The organism is Neorhizobium tunisiense, assembly GCF_039631515.1.
Lineage (GTDB): Bacteria > Pseudomonadota > Alphaproteobacteria > Rhizobiales > Rhizobiaceae > Neorhizobium.
The window spans coordinates 19,716-35,809 of the sequence record NZ_JBDIUU010000009.1 but is presented as its reverse complement, the minus strand read 5'-3'; the positions used below and the strand labels follow the sequence as shown (position 1 = coordinate 35,809).

At 63.4% G+C, this 16,094-nt stretch carries 14 protein-coding genes; 2 read left to right on the top strand and 12 right to left on the bottom strand.

The window, feature by feature from the left end; translation table 11 throughout:
• Window positions 1–12 precede the first annotated feature (12 nt).
• The 8 genes from ABCW43_RS23180 to ABCW43_RS23145 all read right to left on the bottom strand — a co-directional run bounded on the left by ABCW43_RS23180 (window position 13) and on the right by ABCW43_RS23145 (window position 7,741).
• Window positions 13–942, bottom strand: coding sequence for a glutaminase (locus tag ABCW43_RS23180; protein ID WP_345928834.1), 930 nt, complete (start codon window positions 940–942; stop codon window positions 13–15).
• A gap of 39 nt (window positions 943–981) precedes the next feature.
• Window positions 982–1,494: a MarR family winged helix-turn-helix transcriptional regulator gene (locus tag ABCW43_RS23175; protein ID WP_037080105.1), complete on the bottom strand. Its 513-nt coding sequence runs from the start codon at window positions 1,492–1,494 to the stop codon at window positions 982–984.
• A gap of 2 nt (window positions 1,495–1,496) precedes the next feature.
• The gene (locus tag ABCW43_RS23170; RefSeq protein ID WP_445738994.1) at window positions 1,497–2,180 is read right to left on the bottom strand and encodes an ABC transporter ATP-binding protein; all 684 of its coding nucleotides are present in this window, start codon (window positions 2,178–2,180) and stop codon (window positions 1,497–1,499) included.
• Window positions 2,180–2,929, bottom strand: coding sequence for an ABC transporter ATP-binding protein (locus tag ABCW43_RS23165; RefSeq protein ID WP_345928831.1), 750 nt, complete (start codon window positions 2,927–2,929; stop codon window positions 2,180–2,182). Before ABCW43_RS23165 ends, ABCW43_RS23170 begins: the two co-directional genes overlap by 1 nt.
• On the bottom strand, window positions 2,922–3,899 hold the full coding sequence (locus ABCW43_RS23160; RefSeq protein ID WP_345928829.1) for a branched-chain amino acid ABC transporter permease: 978 nt from the start codon (window positions 3,897–3,899) through the stop codon (window positions 2,922–2,924). The genes ABCW43_RS23165 and ABCW43_RS23160 overlap by 8 nt, the downstream gene beginning before the upstream one ends.
• Before the next feature lie 4 nt (window positions 3,900–3,903).
• Complete coding sequence (locus tag ABCW43_RS23155; RefSeq protein WP_345928827.1) at window positions 3,904–4,827, bottom strand: branched-chain amino acid ABC transporter permease; 924 nt, start codon at window positions 4,825–4,827, stop codon at window positions 3,904–3,906.
• Between the two features lie 9 nt (window positions 4,828–4,836).
• Entirely contained in the window at window positions 4,837–5,973 is a 1,137-nt protein-coding gene (locus ABCW43_RS23150; RefSeq protein WP_345928825.1) for an ABC transporter substrate-binding protein, read from the bottom strand.
• A 142-nt stretch (window positions 5,974–6,115) separates the two neighbouring features.
• A complete protein-coding gene (locus tag ABCW43_RS23145; RefSeq protein WP_345928823.1) occupies window positions 6,116–7,741 on the bottom strand; it encodes an AMP-binding protein in 1,626 nt (541 codons plus the stop codon).
• Window positions 7,742–7,945: 204 nt separating this feature from the next.
• Here ABCW43_RS23145 and ABCW43_RS23140 point away from each other — a divergent pair, with 204 nt between their 5' ends.
• On the top strand, window positions 7,946–8,770 hold the full coding sequence (locus ABCW43_RS23140; protein ID WP_345928821.1) for a hormone-sensitive lipase: 825 nt from the start codon (window positions 7,946–7,948) through the stop codon (window positions 8,768–8,770).
• On the opposite strand, the gene ABCW43_RS23135 is transcribed toward ABCW43_RS23140, so the two are convergent.
• Genes ABCW43_RS23135 through ABCW43_RS23120 form a run of 4 tightly spaced genes read right to left on the bottom strand, consistent with a single transcriptional unit; the run spans window position 8,767 to window position 12,260 of the window.
• The gene (locus ABCW43_RS23135) at window positions 8,767–9,288 is read right to left on the bottom strand and encodes a winged helix DNA-binding protein (protein ID WP_345928819.1); all 522 of its coding nucleotides are present in this window, start codon (window positions 9,286–9,288) and stop codon (window positions 8,767–8,769) included. The two genes, ABCW43_RS23140 and ABCW43_RS23135, sit on opposite strands and share 4 nt — an antisense overlap.
• Before the next feature lie 56 nt (window positions 9,289–9,344).
• Entirely contained in the window at window positions 9,345–10,325 is a 981-nt protein-coding gene (locus ABCW43_RS23130) for a TRAP transporter substrate-binding protein (protein WP_345929393.1), read from the bottom strand.
• Between the two features lie 33 nt (window positions 10,326–10,358).
• A complete protein-coding gene (locus ABCW43_RS23125; protein ID WP_345928817.1) occupies window positions 10,359–11,672 on the bottom strand; it encodes a TRAP transporter large permease in 1,314 nt (437 codons plus the stop codon).
• 3 nt (window positions 11,673–11,675) lie between these two features.
• The gene (locus tag ABCW43_RS23120; RefSeq protein ID WP_345928815.1) at window positions 11,676–12,260 is read right to left on the bottom strand and encodes a TRAP transporter small permease; all 585 of its coding nucleotides are present in this window, start codon (window positions 12,258–12,260) and stop codon (window positions 11,676–11,678) included.
• A gap of 203 nt (window positions 12,261–12,463) precedes the next feature.
• Here ABCW43_RS23120 and ABCW43_RS23115 point away from each other — a divergent pair, with 203 nt between their 5' ends.
• Entirely contained in the window at window positions 12,464–16,090 is a 3,627-nt protein-coding gene (locus ABCW43_RS23115; RefSeq protein WP_345928814.1) for a hydantoinase B/oxoprolinase family protein, read from the top strand.
• Window positions 16,091–16,094 lie beyond the last annotated feature (4 nt).

Here is a 16,094-nt window from a genome sequence, read left to right as displayed (position 1 = left end):
GTCGGGCTTTTTTTATTGGCCGAACACCGACCAGCCGGTTCTGGTGGCCAGCATTTCCAGCGCCAGCGAGCCGAGCAGCGAGTTGCCGTTCTGGTTGAGGCCCGGCGACCAGACGGCGACGGAAGCCTTGCCCGGCGCAACCGCCATAATGCCGCCGCCGACACCGCTCTTGCCGGGCAGGCCGACGCGGTAAGCGAAGTCCCCGGACCCGTCATAGTGGCCGCAGGTGAGCATCAGCGCGTTGATGCGCCTCGCCCGCTGCTTCGAAACGACCGTATGCCCTGTGAGCGGATTGCGGCCAGAGGCGGCGAGGAAAAGTGCGGACCTGGCGAGCTGGGTGCAGGTCATGGCGAGCGCGCAATGATGAAAATAGACGCCGAGCACATGTTCGACCGGATGATCGAGCTTGTTGAACGACCGCATGAAATTGGCGAGCGCAAAATTGCGGAAACCCGTCGCCTGCTCGGACTTGGCCACTTCCGGATCGATGGCGATCGCATCGTCATCGGCCAGATAACGTACGAAGCGGACGATCTCGCCGATCGCCTCGCGCGGCGTATGTCCGGCAAGGACCAGATCACTGACGGCGATGGCGCCGGCGTTGATGAAGGGATTGCGCGGCTTGCCCTCCTCATGTTCGAGCTGGACGATCGAATTGAAGGCCGAACCTGAGGGCTCGCGGCCGACGCGGTTCCAAGTGGTCTCGCCGTGCTTGCCGAGGGCCAGGGTCAGGGTGAAGACCTTCGAGACGCTCTGGATCGAAAAGGGCTCGTCGCAATCGCCGACCTTGTGCACCTCGCCGTCTACGGTGACAATGGTCATGCCGAATTTCTTCGGATCCACATGGGCGAGTTGCGGGATGTAGTCGGCCACCTTGCCTTCGCCGAGCCGCGGCGTCAGCTTCTCGTGGATCTCCTCGACGATCGCCTGCAGGTCTGCCATCTCTTAACCCCGAATTGTTGTGCCCTGAAACGAGCCTTACTATTCGAAGGCGCTGCCGGAAAGGTGGTTGCTGGCAGAAGCTTTCACCGCACCGATCTCCGACCACAATGAGGCGATCATCGCCGGGTCCACATCGGCCATGATATCGCGCAGCCAGCCCTCATGGGCGGCGGCCATGGCGACAAAAAGCTCGGTACCGGCGGGCGTCAGCTTGGCGACGGTGACACGGCGGTCTCCGTCCGGCGTGACCCGCTGCACGAAACCGTCCGTCTCCAGCCGCTCCACCAGCCCGGTCACGTTGCCGTTCGTCACCATGGTGCGCTTGGAAAGCTCGCCGAGCCGCAAGCCATCCGCTTCGCGGTAGAGCTGCGCCATCAGATCGAACTGGGGAAGCGTCGCGCCGAACTCGGTGCGGAGCCGGCGGCGGATTTCCGTGGTGATCAGCTTGGTGGTGGAAAGCATGCGCAGCCACAGCCGCGTCTCAGGCTTGTTTTTCCCATGCGGGCCATGGGCGATCAGTTCCAGGTCGGCGCTTGCCGCTTCCGCTTCCATGCCTATACCCCGAGATATCGATCCTGCAGTTCCGTCGTCAGGTCCGCGGGCCTGCCGCTCCAGGCGCTTCTTCCGTTTTCAAGGATGACACACCGGTCCGCAACCGGCAAAAGCTCCGAAAGTGTCTTATCCACGACGAGGATCGACAAACCCTCGGCTTTCAGCCGCCTGATCGCCTTCCAGATATCCTGGCGGATGACCGGCGCCAAGCCCTCGGTCGCCTCGTCGAGAATGAGAAGTCGCGGATTGGTCATCAGGGCGCGGCCGATCGCCAACATCTGCTGCTCGCCGCCGGAGAGCGACCTTGCCATCTGCGCATGCCGCTCCTCAAGCCGGGGGAACAGCTCGTTGACGCGTTCCAGCGTCCATTGGCCGGGCCGCGCGGCAGCGATGAGGTTCTCGTGCACCGTCAGGTTCGGGAAACAGCGGCGGCCCTCCGGAACCAGGCCGATGCCGAGCCTGGCGACATGGTGCGGGCGCCTGCCCTTCGTATCCGTGCCGCCGATCTTCACCGCGCCTGACCGTGGCGGGTTGAGATTGCAGACGGCGCGGATGGTGGTCGTCTTGCCCATGCCGTTGCGGCCCATCAGGGCGACGGCCTCGCCTTCGGCGACCGACAGGTCGACGCCGAAAAGCGCCTGGCTGGCGCCGTAGAATGCTTCGATCTTCGTCACATCGAGCAGCATCAGGCATGGTCTCCAAGATAGGCGGTGCGCACGGTCGGGTCACGGCGGATTTCCTCGACCGTCCCCGTCGCGATGATGCGGCCGTAGACGAGAACGGATATCCGGTCGGCGAGTGCGAAGACCGCGTCCATATCGTGCTCGACCAGCAGGATCGGCGCCTCTTGCCGCAGCGTATCAAGGAAGCGGGTCAGCGACTTCGAGCCTTCCGGTCCCATGCCGGCCATCGGTTCATCCAGCAGGAAGGCTTTCGAGCCGAGCGCCAGCGCCATGGCGATTTCGAGCTGCCGGCGTTCACCATGGGAAAGCTCGGCGGCGGGGATGCGGGCGCGAGCCGTCAGCCCGACGCGTTCCAGCATGGCCATCGCTGTGTCGATCAGCGACCTGTCGCGCATGACAGGCTTGAAGAACCGGAAGCTCGAACCCTGCTTCGCCTGCACCGCCAGCATGACGTTGTGCAGGCCGGAAAAATCCGGCGCAATCGACGAGACCTGGAAGGTGCGACCAAGCCCAAGGCGGGCGCGTTCGGCAACCCCGAGCGAGCCGATATCCTGCCCTGCGAAACGGATCGTGCCGCTATCCTGCCGGAGCGTGCCGCAGATCTGGTGGATGAGCGTCGACTTGCCGGCGCCGTTCGGGCCGATCAGGGCGTGGATCTCGCCGGGGCGCAGGTCGAGCGTCACGCCGTCGGTTGCCCGGAGCGCGCCGAAATTCTTGACGAGATTGGAGATTTCTAGAACCGGCTCAACCATGTTTGGCCTTTCCGGCAACGAGCCCGAGGAGACCGCCCCGCGCAAACAGCACGACGACGAGGAGGATGAGGCCGAGGAAAAACTGCCAGCGTTCGGTGAGGCCACCGAGCGCATATTCGAAGATCACGTAGAGTGCGGCGCCGGCCAAGGGCCCGAACAGCCGGCCGGTGCCGCCGAGGATGATCAGCACGATCAGTTCGCCCGACATGTGCCAGGAGAGCATGGACGGGCTGACGAAGCGGTTGAGATCGGCAAACAGGGCGCCGGCGAGGCCGGTGACCGCCGCCGAGATCGCAAAACCGGTCAGCCTGATGCGATAGGGCTGGATGCCGACGGTCGCGACGCGCACCTCGTTCTGGCGTGCGGCCTGCAACGCCGTGCCGAAGCGCGAGGCGCGGATGAGCGCGAAGAGGCCGAGCGCCAGCAAGAGGACGACATAGCAGATCAGGAAGAAGGTCAGCGGCCGCATGGTGTTGACGCCGGGGAACTGATTGCGGACGAGGATCGACAGCCCGTCCTCGCCGCCATAGGCGGGCCAGGAGATCGCGAAATAATAGACCATCTGCGCGAAGGCGAGGGTGATCATGATGAAATAGACGCCCGAGGTCCTGAGGCTGATCGCGCCGATCGCCAGGCCGACGAGGGCCGAGAGGATCACCGCGACGATCCAGATGACCCACATCTGTTTCGTGCCGGACAGGCCGAACAGCAGCGGATCGCTGGAAAAGGCGTGGGCCGCAAGAATACCGGCGACGTAGCCCCCGATGCCGAAAAAGGCGGCGTGGCCGAAGGAGACGAGGCCGCCGAGGCCCAACGCCAGATTGAGGCCGGTCGCAGCGAGCGCCAGGATGGCGATGCGGGTCGCGAGCGTGATGTAGAACGGCTGGCCCAGCGCGTCCGCCGCAAAGGGGACGGCGAGCAGCAGGGCCGCCAGAATGAGGTTGATGAGGTTTTCGCGGGTCACGATCATGATCTCACGCATGCGCCGCGGGGAAGAGGCCGCGCGGCTTGACCGCGAGAATGACCGCCATGACGATATAGATCAGCATCGAGGCCACCGCGCCGCCGATCATGCCTGCCTGTGCCGGGGCAACGAACAGCGCCAGGATTTTTGGCAAAAGGAAACGCCCCATCGTATCCGTAACCCCGACCAGCAGCGCGCCCAAAAGCGCCCCCTTGATCGAGCCGATACCGCCGATGACGATGACCACGAAGGCGAGGATCAACACCGGTTCGCCCATGCCGACCTGCACCGACTGTAGCGCGCCGACCATGGCGCCGGCGAGGCCCGCCAGGGCCGCGCCGAGGGCGAAGACGACTGTGTAGAGCGTGCGGATATCGACGCCGAGTGCGCCGATCATCTCGCGGTCGCTTTCACCGGCGCGGATGCGCATGCCGAGCCGCGTCCGGGAGATCAGCAGATAGAGGCCGAAGGCGACGATCGCGCCGGCGAGGATGATCGCCAGGCGATAGACCGGATATTCGGTACCGCCGGGCAGCGCGACTGCGCCCTGCAGCAAGGGAGGAATATCGAGATAGAGCGGGAAGGAACCGAACATCCAGCGCGTGCCTTCCGAAAACATCAGGATCAGCGCGAAGGTGGCGAGCACCTGGTCGAGGTGATCGCGGTCGTAGAGCCGGCGGATCACCACGAGCTCGACCACCGCCCCGGCGGCGGCAGCCGCGGCGAGGCTGGCGATCAGGCCGATCCAGAACGAACCGGTCCACGCCGCCACGGTGGCGCAGGCGAATGCGCCGACCATGTAGAGCGAGCCGTGAGCGAGGTTGATCAGACCCATGACGCCGAAGATCAGCGTCAGCCCGGCAGCCATGAGAAACAACATGACGCCGAGCTGCAGGCCGTTGAGCAACTGCTCCAGAGCAAGTGCCAAAGTCACCGGCGGACCTTAGATCTTGCAGTCTTTGGCATAGGCATCGCCATGATCGGCGAAGATCTTCTCCACCGTCTTGTTGGTGATGACGCCGTTCTGCTTGATCACTTCCGTCAGGTAGATGTCCTGGATCGGATGCTGGTTGGTGTTGAACTTAAATTTTCCACGCGGCGACTGGATGTCGGCCTTCTTCAGCTCGGCACCGAAGGCATCGGCGTTCTTGACGCTGGCCTTGGAAGCCGCGGCAACGATGAGCTGGGCGGCGTCATAGGCCTGGACGGCGTAGATGGACGGCAGGCGGTTATATTCCTTCTGGAAATCCGCCAGGAACTTCTTGCTTGCGGCGTTGTCGAAGTCCGGAGCCCACTGGCCGGATGCCTTGGCGCCGACCGCCGCGTCGCCGATCGCCGGCAGGACGTCCTGACTGAAGGAGAAGCCCGGGCCCATGACCGGGATTTTGACGCCCGACTGGGCGAACTGCTTCATGAAGGCGATGCCCATGCCGCCGGGCAGGAAGACGAAGATGCCGTCGGCGCCGGATGCACGCATCTGGGCGATTTCGGCGGCATAGTCGGTCTGGCCGACCTGGGTGTAGACTTCGGCGGCGAGCTGGCCCTTGTAATAACGCTTGAAGCCGGTCAGCGAATCCTTGCCGGCCGGATAGTTCGGGGCGAGGATGAACATCTTCTTGTAGCCCTTGTTAGCATATTCGCCCATGGCTTCATGAAGGTTGTCGTTCTGGTAGGCGGCATTGAAATAGAACTTGTTGCAATTGGCGCCGGCAAGTGCTGCAGGCGCGGCGTTGGTCGAGACGTAGAACTTGCCCTGCGCCACGGCGCTCGGAGCAACCGCCATAAGCAGGTTCGACCAGACGATGCCGGTGAGGATGTCGACCTTGTCGCTCTGGATCATCTTGTCGGCGATCTGCACGGCCAGTTCCGGCTTCTGTGCATCGTCTTCGGTGACGACGGTGATGTCCTTGTTGCCGGCATTCTTGATCGCCAGCATGAAGCCGTCGCGCGTATCGATGCCAAGACCGGCGCCACCGCCCGAAAGCGTGGTGATCATGCCGATCTTCAAAGGCTCGGCGAAAGCCATGCCGGTGGTGCTCATGCTCAGCGCCAAAGTGGCTGCAGCAAGCATTTTCTTCATGTGACGAACTCCCGTTTGTTTTTGTGTCGTTCCCGATGCCTTCGACGGACTTGGAGATCCGCCGGGTCTTCTTTGTCTTCCACATTTGCGTGGAAACTTCCACTCTGGATATACGGCGAAATTCAACCGTTATTCACTATGGTTACGCCGAGGGTTTCTGCTTCAGGCGGAAGCGCTGGATCTTGCCGGATTCGGTCTTCGGCAGCGCATCGGTGAAGACGACAGAGCGCGGATATTTGTAAGGCGCGATCACCGCCTTGACGTGATCCTGCAGAAGCTTGACGAGCAAGTCGCTTGCCTCGAAGCCTTTCGCCAGCACCACATGTGCCTCGACGATCGTGCCCCGCGCCTCGTCAGATGCACCGATAACGGCGCATTCCAGCACGGCATCATGCTTCAGAAGCGCAGCTTCCACTTCCGGGCCGGCGATGTTGTAGCCGGCCGAGACGATCATGTCGTCGGAGCGGGCGGCGAAGTGGAAATAACCGTCATCGTCCTCGACAAAACTGTCGCCCGTCAGGTTCCAGCCGTCCCTGACGTATTCCTTCTGGCGGTCGTCGGCGAGGTAACGGCAGCCGATCGGTCCCTTGACCGCCAGCCTGCCGATCGTGCCGCGCGGTACCTCGTTCATGTCGTCGTCAACGACGATCGCCTCGTAGCCGGTGAGCGGCTTGCCGGTGCAGGCCGGTTTGGAATCGCCGAGCCGGTTCGAGATGAAGATATGCAGCATTTCGGTTGCGCCGATGCCGTCGAGGATCGGCTTGCCGGTTTTCCTCACCCATTCGTCGAAGACGGGGCCGGGCAGCGTCTCGCCGGCGGAAACGGCAATGCGCAGCGAGGACAGGTCGGCGCCGGCATCCATCGCCGCCAGCATGGCGCGATAAGCGGTCGGCGCGGTGAAGCTGATCGTCGCCTTGTAGGTCTCGATGATCTCGATCATCTTGGGCGGCGTGGCCTGTTCGAGCAGCGTCGCGGCGGCCCCAAAACGCAGAGGGAAGACCGCGAGGCCACCGAGCCCGAAGGTGAAGGCGAGTGGCGGCGAACCGACGAACACGTCGTCCGGCGTCACGTCCAGCACTTCCTTCGCATAGGCATCGGCGATGATCAGGATATCGCGGTGGAAATGCATCGTCGCCTTCGGCACGCCGGTCGAGCCGGAGGTGAAGCCGAGCAGGGCCACGTCGTCGCGGCCGGTTTTCACTGCTTCGAAACGCACCGGCTTGTTGAGCGCCGCACGATCGAGCTCGGCATCATGGTTGGCCGTGCCGTCAAAACCGATCACCTGTTTCAGGAAACGGCTTTCCTTGGCGCAGGCGACCAGTTCGTCCATCAGCCGCGTATCGCAGAGCGCGATCGAGATCTCCGCCTTGTCGATGATCTTGGCGAGTTCGCCGGAGCGCAGCATCGGCATGGTATTGACGACGACGGCGCCGGCCTTGGTCGCCGCCAGCCAGCAGGCGACCATGGCCGGGTTGTTGGCGGAGCGGATCAGCACCCGGTTGCCGGGCTTCAGGCCGTAATCCTCAGTCAAGGCACGAGCGATGCGGTTCGTCCAGTCGGACAGTTCCTTGTAGGTGCGGCGGCGGCCGTTGCCGATAAGGGCGGTATGGTCGCCGAAGCCGCGCTCGACCATGCGGTCGGTGAGCTCGACCCCCGCATTCATCCATTCCGGATAATCGAAGCCATCAAGCCTGATTTCCGGCCACTGATCCGGCGGCGGAAGATTGTCGCGGGCAAACGTATCCAGATGGCCTGACGGTCCCAGCATATTTTCGTTCCCAAGCGTTTTTTTTTCGAGCGGCTTTTTGCCTTTCAATCAGAAAAGCACTGCTTTCCCTCGGTTGCAAGAGAAATTTTAAGTTTATAATAATTTTCCCCGACCGCCATTTTTGGCGCTTGAGCGGCTTCCAAGCGGGCTGATGCGGTGCCAGTATGACGCTCGAAATCAGGCCATATCGAAGGGAAAGTGAAGATGCGTCATCGGATTAGCGACTGGGACAATGCCTATGCCAACGGCATCAACATTCCCCAGGGCGACCGCTGGCCGGCAGCATGGGTGGAACCGGCACGACTTTATCGCGAGGCGCTCGCCACAGCCGGCCGCGCCAGGCTCGGCCTTTCCTATGGCGAAAAACCGCGCAATCGTTTCGACCTTTTCCTGCCCGAAACCGAACCGGCCGGCCTCGTGGTGTTCGTCCACGGGGGCTTCTGGATCGGGCTCGACAACAGCTACTGGTCGCAGTTCGCCAGGGGTTCGGTGGAGCGCGGTTATGCCGTCGCCATGCCGATGTACACGCTCGCCCCGGAAAACCGCATTTCAGGCATCACGCTGGAAATCGGCAAGGCGATCGAGGCTGCTGCAAAGGAAGTAGCAGGACCGATCCGGCTGATCGGCCATTCGGCCGGCGGCCATCTCGTGACGCGGATGATCTCGGCCACCTCTCCGCTGCCGGAAGCAGTGCGCAGCCGCATCGTCAGCACGGTTTCACTCTCCGGCGTGCACGATCTGCGGCCGATCATGAAGACGAAGATGAATGAAAAGCAGCAGATCGACGCCGAAGAAGCCTACCGGGAAAGCCCGGCCCTGCTGGAACCGCTGCCGGGGGCGCGGGTGACCTGCTGGGTGGGGGCCGGCGAGCGCGCCGAATTCATCCGCCAGAACGCCCTGCTTGCCAGCATCTGGAAGGGGCTGGGGGCTGAGACCGACGCCGTCGAAGAGCCCGACAAGCATCACTTCACCATCCTCGACGGCATGGAGGATCCTGCCCATCCGCTGATGGATGCGCTGTTTTCCTAAAGCGAAGCCGCCGCCCGGGCTGCCTGGTCGTAGTGGCCGGACAGGGCGCGCAGGCGGGCCGCCATGGCCGACAGGGTTTCGCCCGAAACCTCGGTGGCCAGTACCGATTTGACCAGCAGTTCCTCGCGCACCGCCGCATAGCGCTTGCAGGCTTCGGCGCCCGCTTCCGTCACCATGACCAGCTTTTCCTTGCCGCGGCGGCCGGACTTGATCAGCTTCAGGCGCTCGAGCTTCTTCAGCGCGTAGGTCACCACATGCGTATCCTCGATGTTGAGGACCAGCGCGATATCGGCCAGCGTCTTGGCCTTGTTGCGGCTGTTGATGTTGTGCAGCACGAGGATATCGATCGGCGACAGATCCGGCACGCCGGTCGCCGACATGCAGCGGACCATCCAGCGGCCGAAGGCGTGGTTCAGCATGATCATGCCGAATTCGATCTCGGAGAGCGCCGGCAATGCGCCGCTCGCCAGGTGCCCGGAGGATACGATCGGGCCGAATTCACTCTTTTCCGATGCCATGATTTTTCCTCCCGGAATGAGCGCGCCGCAGGCGGATGCCTGCGGCGCTCCTCAAATCACATCTTCTTGTAGGCGTCCAGAATGGCGGCGCCGTCAGCGCCGGCCTTCTTCGACCAATCCTCGGTCAGCTTGGCGCCGACATCGGCCAGACCCTTCTTGAGATCGGCGCTCGGTTCGAGAACCTTCATGCCGTTCTTCTTGAGGGTTTCCATGTAGGCGGCGGTCTTTTCGGCACCGAGCGCCCAGCCGCGGGTCTCCGCGGCAGCCGCCGCATCGGTGACGGCCTTCTGGACAGCCGGATCGAGCGCTGCGAAGGCGGCCTTGTTGACGAAGATGACGTTCTTCGGGATCCAGGCCTGGGTATCGTAATAGTGGGTCAGCGATTCCCAGATCTTGCTATCGACGCCGGTGGCGCTCGAGGTCATCAGGCCATCGATGACGCCGGTTGCAAGCGCCTGCGGCAGTTCGGCCGCCTGGACGGTGACCGGCTGGGCACCGACGAGATCGGCGATGCGCGACGTGCCGACGTTGTAGGCGCGCCATTTCAGGCCCTTGAGATCCGCCGTGCTGTTGACGTCCTTCTTGGTGAAGATGCCCTGCGGCGGCCACGGCGTCGCATAGAGGAGCTTGAGGCCTTGGGCGTCGAGCGCCTTTTCGATTGCCGGCTTGGATGCGGCATAGAGCTTCTTCGATGCGTCGAAGCTGGTTGCCAGGAACGGCACGACGTCGATGCCGAAGACCGGGTTTTCATTCTCATGCAGCGAGATCAGCACTTCGCCGGCCTGTGCCTGGCCGGTCTGGACGGCGCGCTTGATGTCCGGCGCCTTGAAGAGCGAAGCGTTGGGATGAATGGTGATCTTGAGAGCGCCCTTGCTGGCGGCATCCACGTCCGAGGCAAACTGGCTGAGGTTCTGGACGTGGTAATTGGCCGGCGGATAGGCAGACGGCAGGACCCAGGCGGTCTGGGCGAAGGCCGCGCCGCCGGCGGCAAGCAGCGCTGCGCCGGCAAGGCCGGTGCGCACGAGATTGGAAAGCATCCTTTTCATATCAGTCCCCTTTTGTCACTCTGGTTAGCCCGGGAATGCCATTTTCGGCAGAACCATCACGATTTCCGGGAAGACCGTGATGATGGCGACTGTCGCCACAAGCAGGAAGAAGAACGGCAGCGAGGCGCGGGCGACGGTCAGGCTGTCGCGACCGCTCATCGTCTGCAGCACGAAGAGGTTGAAGCCCACCGGCGGCGAGACTTCCGCCATCTCGACGATCAGCACCAGGAAGATGCCGAACCAGACGAGGTCGAAGCCGGCCTGCTGGACCATCGGCAACACCACGATCGTGGTCAGCACGATCATCGACAGCCCGTCGAGCGCTGCCCCGAGCAGGATATACATGACCGTCAGCACCGCGATAAGCGCATAGGGGCTGAGGTTGAAGCTGTCGACCCAGGCGGCGAGCGCGTTCGGAATGCCGGTATAACCCATGGCGATCGACATGAAGCCTGCGCCGGTCAGGATCAGCATGATCATGCAGGTGAGCCGGGTGGCGCCCATGACGCTGTCCCAGAAGGCTTTCACCGTCAGCGTCCGCGACCAGGCGGCGATGGCAAGCGAACCGAGCACGCCCCAGGCCGCGCATTCCGTCGCCGTCGCCCAGCCGAGGATGAGGGTCGCGAAGACGAGCACGATGAGCAGCGTGACGGGAATGAGATTGGCCGATTCCCTAAGCTTCTCCATGAAGCTCATCTTTGGCGGTGCGGGCGGCTGCTTGTCCGGGTTCAGAAGCGACCAGACGATGATGTAGCCGGAATAAAGCACCATGACAATGACGCTCGGCAGGAAGCCGGCGAGGAAGATCTGGATGATCGATACATTCGCCGCGACAGCATAAACGACCATGGTGATCGACGGCGGGATGAGGATGCCGAGCGTGCCGGCGCCGGCGAGAGAACCGAGGCTGACCATCTCGTCGTAACCGCGCTTCTTCAATTCCGGCAGGGCGATCTTGGCGATCATGGCGGTGGTGGCGGCCGACGAGCCCGAGATCGAGCCGAACAGGCCGCAGCCGAGCACGTTGACATGCATGAGGCGGCCGGGCAGCCAGCCGAGCCAGGGAGCCAGGCCACGGAACATCTCTTCCGAAAGCCGGGTCCTGAACAGGATTTCCCCCATCCAGACGAACAGAGGCAGGGCCGCCAGCGACCAGGATGCGCCGCCACTCCAGGAATTGGTAGCAAGCACGGCGCCGATCGGGATGCCGGGCACGAAGAGCATGGCGATAAAGCCGCAGATCAGCAACGAAATGCCGATCCACACCCCGCCGGCCAGCAGCGCCAGAAGGGCGACAAGAACGATGCCGGCGATTTCAACGAGTTCGATCGTGCTCATGGATCACGCCCCGCTCTGCATGGCGCGCTCGATGACTTCCTCGGCCGTCTGCGGCTCCGGTTTCTCATAACGCGGCGAGCCGCCGAACAGCACATGGAGGAGTTCGTCGACAAAGGCGATCGCGAGGATGATCAGGCCGCCGCAGAAACCGAGCTGCGGAATCCACAAGGGCACCGCGATGACGCCCTGCGACAGGTCGTTGAACTGCCAGGAAGTCTTCGTCATGTCATAGGCGAACCAGGCGAAATAAACCGCGGCGACCGTGCCCAGGGCCAGGGCGGCAATTTCAATGACCTGCCGCGAACGCCCCTTGAAACGCTCGACCAGCAACCCGACACGGATCATCTCGCCGGAGCGGAACGTGTGGGCGAGGCCGAGGAAGGCGCTTGCGGCCATGCACCAGGAAGCGAAATCGTCACCGGACGGCACGTCGACATCGAGCGGGCGCCCGGCCGAAAGCCCCAGCATGATCAGGAAAATGGCGACGAGAAAAAGCCCGGCGAGATAGCCGGAAAACAGATAAAGTCCATCCAGCACCTTCCGGAGCCAATCCGGGAATATGCTGTGGCGGGGATCAACGGTGGACATGGGTGGCCCTCCCGTTACAGGATCTCGAAAACGGCATGGTCGGCTCCCCTCGGTTGCCGGTTATCCGGGTGGAGCTCTTGGCGGCTTCCTGCCCGTTCAGCAAGCATGATGCTTCAATGTGCATTTTCCTGTCAACTAATCATTGACGTTTTATCGACGAAATGTTTTCGTTAGGGCACGCAATTTGATTTGAGGGGCGGACTATGACCGAGGCTAAGTGGGATTTCTGGATCGATCGCGGCGGCACGTTCACCGATATCGTGGGCCGGAAGCCGGACGGATCACTCGTCGCCCATAAGGTCCTGTCCGAAAATCCGGAAGCCTACCGCGACGCGGCCGTGCAGGGCATCCGCGAGCTCCTCGGCGTGCCGACCGGGGCCGCCATCCCCGCCGATGCGATCGGCGCGGTGAAGATGGGTACGACAGTTGCTACCAATGCGCTGCTGGAGCGCAAGGGCGAGCACACGCTGCTCGTCACCACGCGCGGCTTCCGGGATGCGCTGGCAATCGGCTACCAGGCCCGCGCCGACATCTTTGCCAAGAAAATCATCAAGCCGGAACTGCTCTACAGGCACGTGGTCGAGGTGGACGAACGGGTTCGGGCTGACGGCACGATCGAGGCGGCGCCGGATGAGGGGACGATCCGCGGCCAGCTGCAGGAACAGTATGATGCCGGTTTCCGTGCCGTCGCCATCGTCTTCATGCACGCCTATCGTTACCCGGCTCACGAACAGCTGGTGGCGCAGATCGCCCGCGAGATCGGCTTTACCCAGGTCTCGGTGAGCCACGAGGTCTCGCCGCTGATCAAGCTGGTCGGGCGTGGCGATACCACGGTCGTCGATGCCTATCTCTCGCCGATCCTGCGCCGCTACGTGGAGCAGGTTGCCGGCGAACTCGGCACCGGGCTGGACGCCGCCGATAAGAATGGCGCGCAGCTGATGTTCATGCAGTCCTCCGGCGGGTTGACCGCGGCGCGGCTGTTCCAGGGCAAGGATGCGATCCTCTCCGGCCCCGCCGGCGGCGTGGTCGGCGCGGTCGAAACGTCGCGGCTCGCCGGCTTCAACCGGATGGTCGGCTTCGACATGGGCGGCACGTCCACCGACGTTTCCCACTATGACGGCGAACTGGAACGCTCCTTCGAGACCGAAGTTGCCGGCGTGCGCATGCGGGCGCCGATGATGTCGATCCATACGGTTGCCGCCGGCGGCGGTTCGATCCTGCATTTCGAGAACGGCCGTTTTCGCGTGGGTCCGGATTCCGCCGGCGCCAATCCCGGCCCGAAGGCCTATCGCCGCGGTGGTCCGCTGACCGTGACCGACGCAAACGTCATGCTCGGCAAGCTCTCGCCAAAACTCTTCCCGGCAATCTTCGGCCCCAACCGCGACCAGCCGCTCGATGCGGATGCCGTGCGTGCCGCCTTCGAGGATATGGCCAAGGTGATCGGCGACGGCCGTTCGCCGGAAGAAGTGGCCGACGGGTTCCTGGCGATCGCCGTCGAGAACATGGCGAATGCGGTCAAGAAGATCAGCGTCCAGCGCGGCTACGATGTCACTCATTACGTGCTGACCTGTTTCGGCGGCGCCGGCGGCCAGCATGCCTGCCTGACGGCAGACGCGCTCGGCATCTCGACCGTGATGATCCACCCGTTTTCGGGCATCCTTTCGGCCTATGGCATGGGCCTTGCGGATATCCGCGCCACCCGCCAGCGCACGGTCTCGCACGAGCTTGCGGCCGCGCTGGAAACGCTTGGAGCCATCCGCGATGACCTGACCGCCAGCGTGCTGGAGGAAATGGCGTCGCAGGGCGTAACCGCCTCCGAAACCGAGGTGCTTCATCGCGCCCATCTGCGCTACCAGGGCACGGATACGACCCTGCCCGTCACTCTTGCCGATGCGGCAGAGATGACGGTCGCCTTCGAGACGGCGCACAGGAAGCAGTTCGGCTTCATCTTCGAGAACCGCGAGATCATTTTCGAGGCTTATGAGGTCGAGGCAATCGGCGGCGGCGCCGATTCCGACGAGCCGGAATTCGCGACGGACGACAGGGCACCGACCGCGGCGGAACAGACAAAGTTCTTCTCCGGCGGCGCATGGCGCGAGGCGCCGGTCTACGTCCGAGCCGATATCAAGCCGGGCGCGCGGGCCAGCGGCCCCTGCCTGATCGTCGAGCCGCATCAGACGATCGTCGTCGAGGACGGCTGGGCTTTCGAGATCACCAGGCTGAACCATGTCGTGCTGAGGCGCGTTGCCGAACTTTCCCGCGCCAAGCCGATCGGCACCCAGGCCGATCCGGTGCTGCTCGAAGTGTTCAACAACCTCTTCATGTCGATCGCCGAACAGATGGGCGTGACCCTGCAGAACACCGCCTCCTCGGTCAACATCAAGGAACGGCTGGACTTCTCCTGCGCGGTCTTCGACGCGGATGGTGCGCTGGTGGCCAACGCCCCGCATATGCCGGTGCATCTCGGCTCCATGGACCGCTCGGTTGAAAGCGTCATCGCCCAGAACCAGGGCAGGATCCGCCCCGGCGACGTGTTTGCGCTGAACGCGCCCTATAATGGCGGCACGCACCTACCGGATATCACCGTCGTGACGCCGGTGTTCGATGCCGAGGGCAAGGACATTCTCTTCTACGTCGCCTCGCGCGGCCATCACGCCGATGTCGGCGGCACCGCGCCGGGCTCGATGACGCCGCTGGCGACAACCGTGGACGAGGAAGGCGTGCTGTTCGACAACGTGCTGCTGGTGGATCGCGGCAGGTTCGACGAGGCCGGCATCACCGATCTCCTCTCCAACCACCCCTACCCGGCCCGCAACGTCGCCCAGAATGTCGCGGACCTGCGCGCCCAGATCGCCGCCAACGAAAAGGGCGTGCACGAAATGCGCAAGATGATCGCGCAGTTCGGTCTCGACGTGGTGCAGGCCTATATGGGCCATGTGCAGGACAACGCGGAAGAGAGCGTGCGCCGGGTGATCGAGAAACTCGGCAATTCCGAATTCTCCTACCCGACCGACCAGGGCAGCGTGATCCAGGTGAAGATCACCGTCGACAAGGCCAAGCGCGAAGCGACCGTCGATTTCACCGGCACCAGCCCGCAGAAAAAGAACAATTTCAACGCCCCCGAACCGGTCACCCGGGCGGCTGTGCTCTATGTCTTCCGCGTCATGGTCGAGAGTTCCATTCCGATGAATGCGGGATGCCTGCGGCCGATCCGCATCATCGTGCCGGAAGGCTCGATGCTGAAACCGCAATATCCGGCGGCTGTTGTCGCCGGCAATGTCGAGACCAGCCAGCATGTGACCAATGCGCTGTTCGGCGCACTCGGCGCGATGGCGGCAAGCCAGGGTTCGATGAACAACCTCACCTTCGGCAACGCGACCTACCAGTATTACGAGACGCTGTGCTCCGGTTCGCCGGCCGGTATCTTCAATGACGGGACCGGTTTCGAGGGCACGGATGCGGTGCATGTGCACATGACCAATTCCCGCCTCACCGACCCCGAGATCCTGGAGACCCGTTATCCGGTGCTGCTCGAGGACTTCCACATCCGCGAAAACTCCGGCGGCAGGGGCAAGTTCTCGGCCGGCAACGGAACGAAGCGGACGATCCGCTTCCTCGAAAAGATGGACTGCGCCATCCTCTCCTCGCACCGGACGATCAAGCCGCACGGGCTTGCCGGTGGCGAAACCGGCGAGCTCGGCAAGACCACGGTGCGGCGCCTCGACGGCACGCTCGAAGAGCTTGGCGGCTGCGCCCAGACGATCATCGAGGCCGGCGAAGCGGTGACAGTGCAAACACCGACGGCCGGGGGCTATGGCAAAGCGGACTGATCTG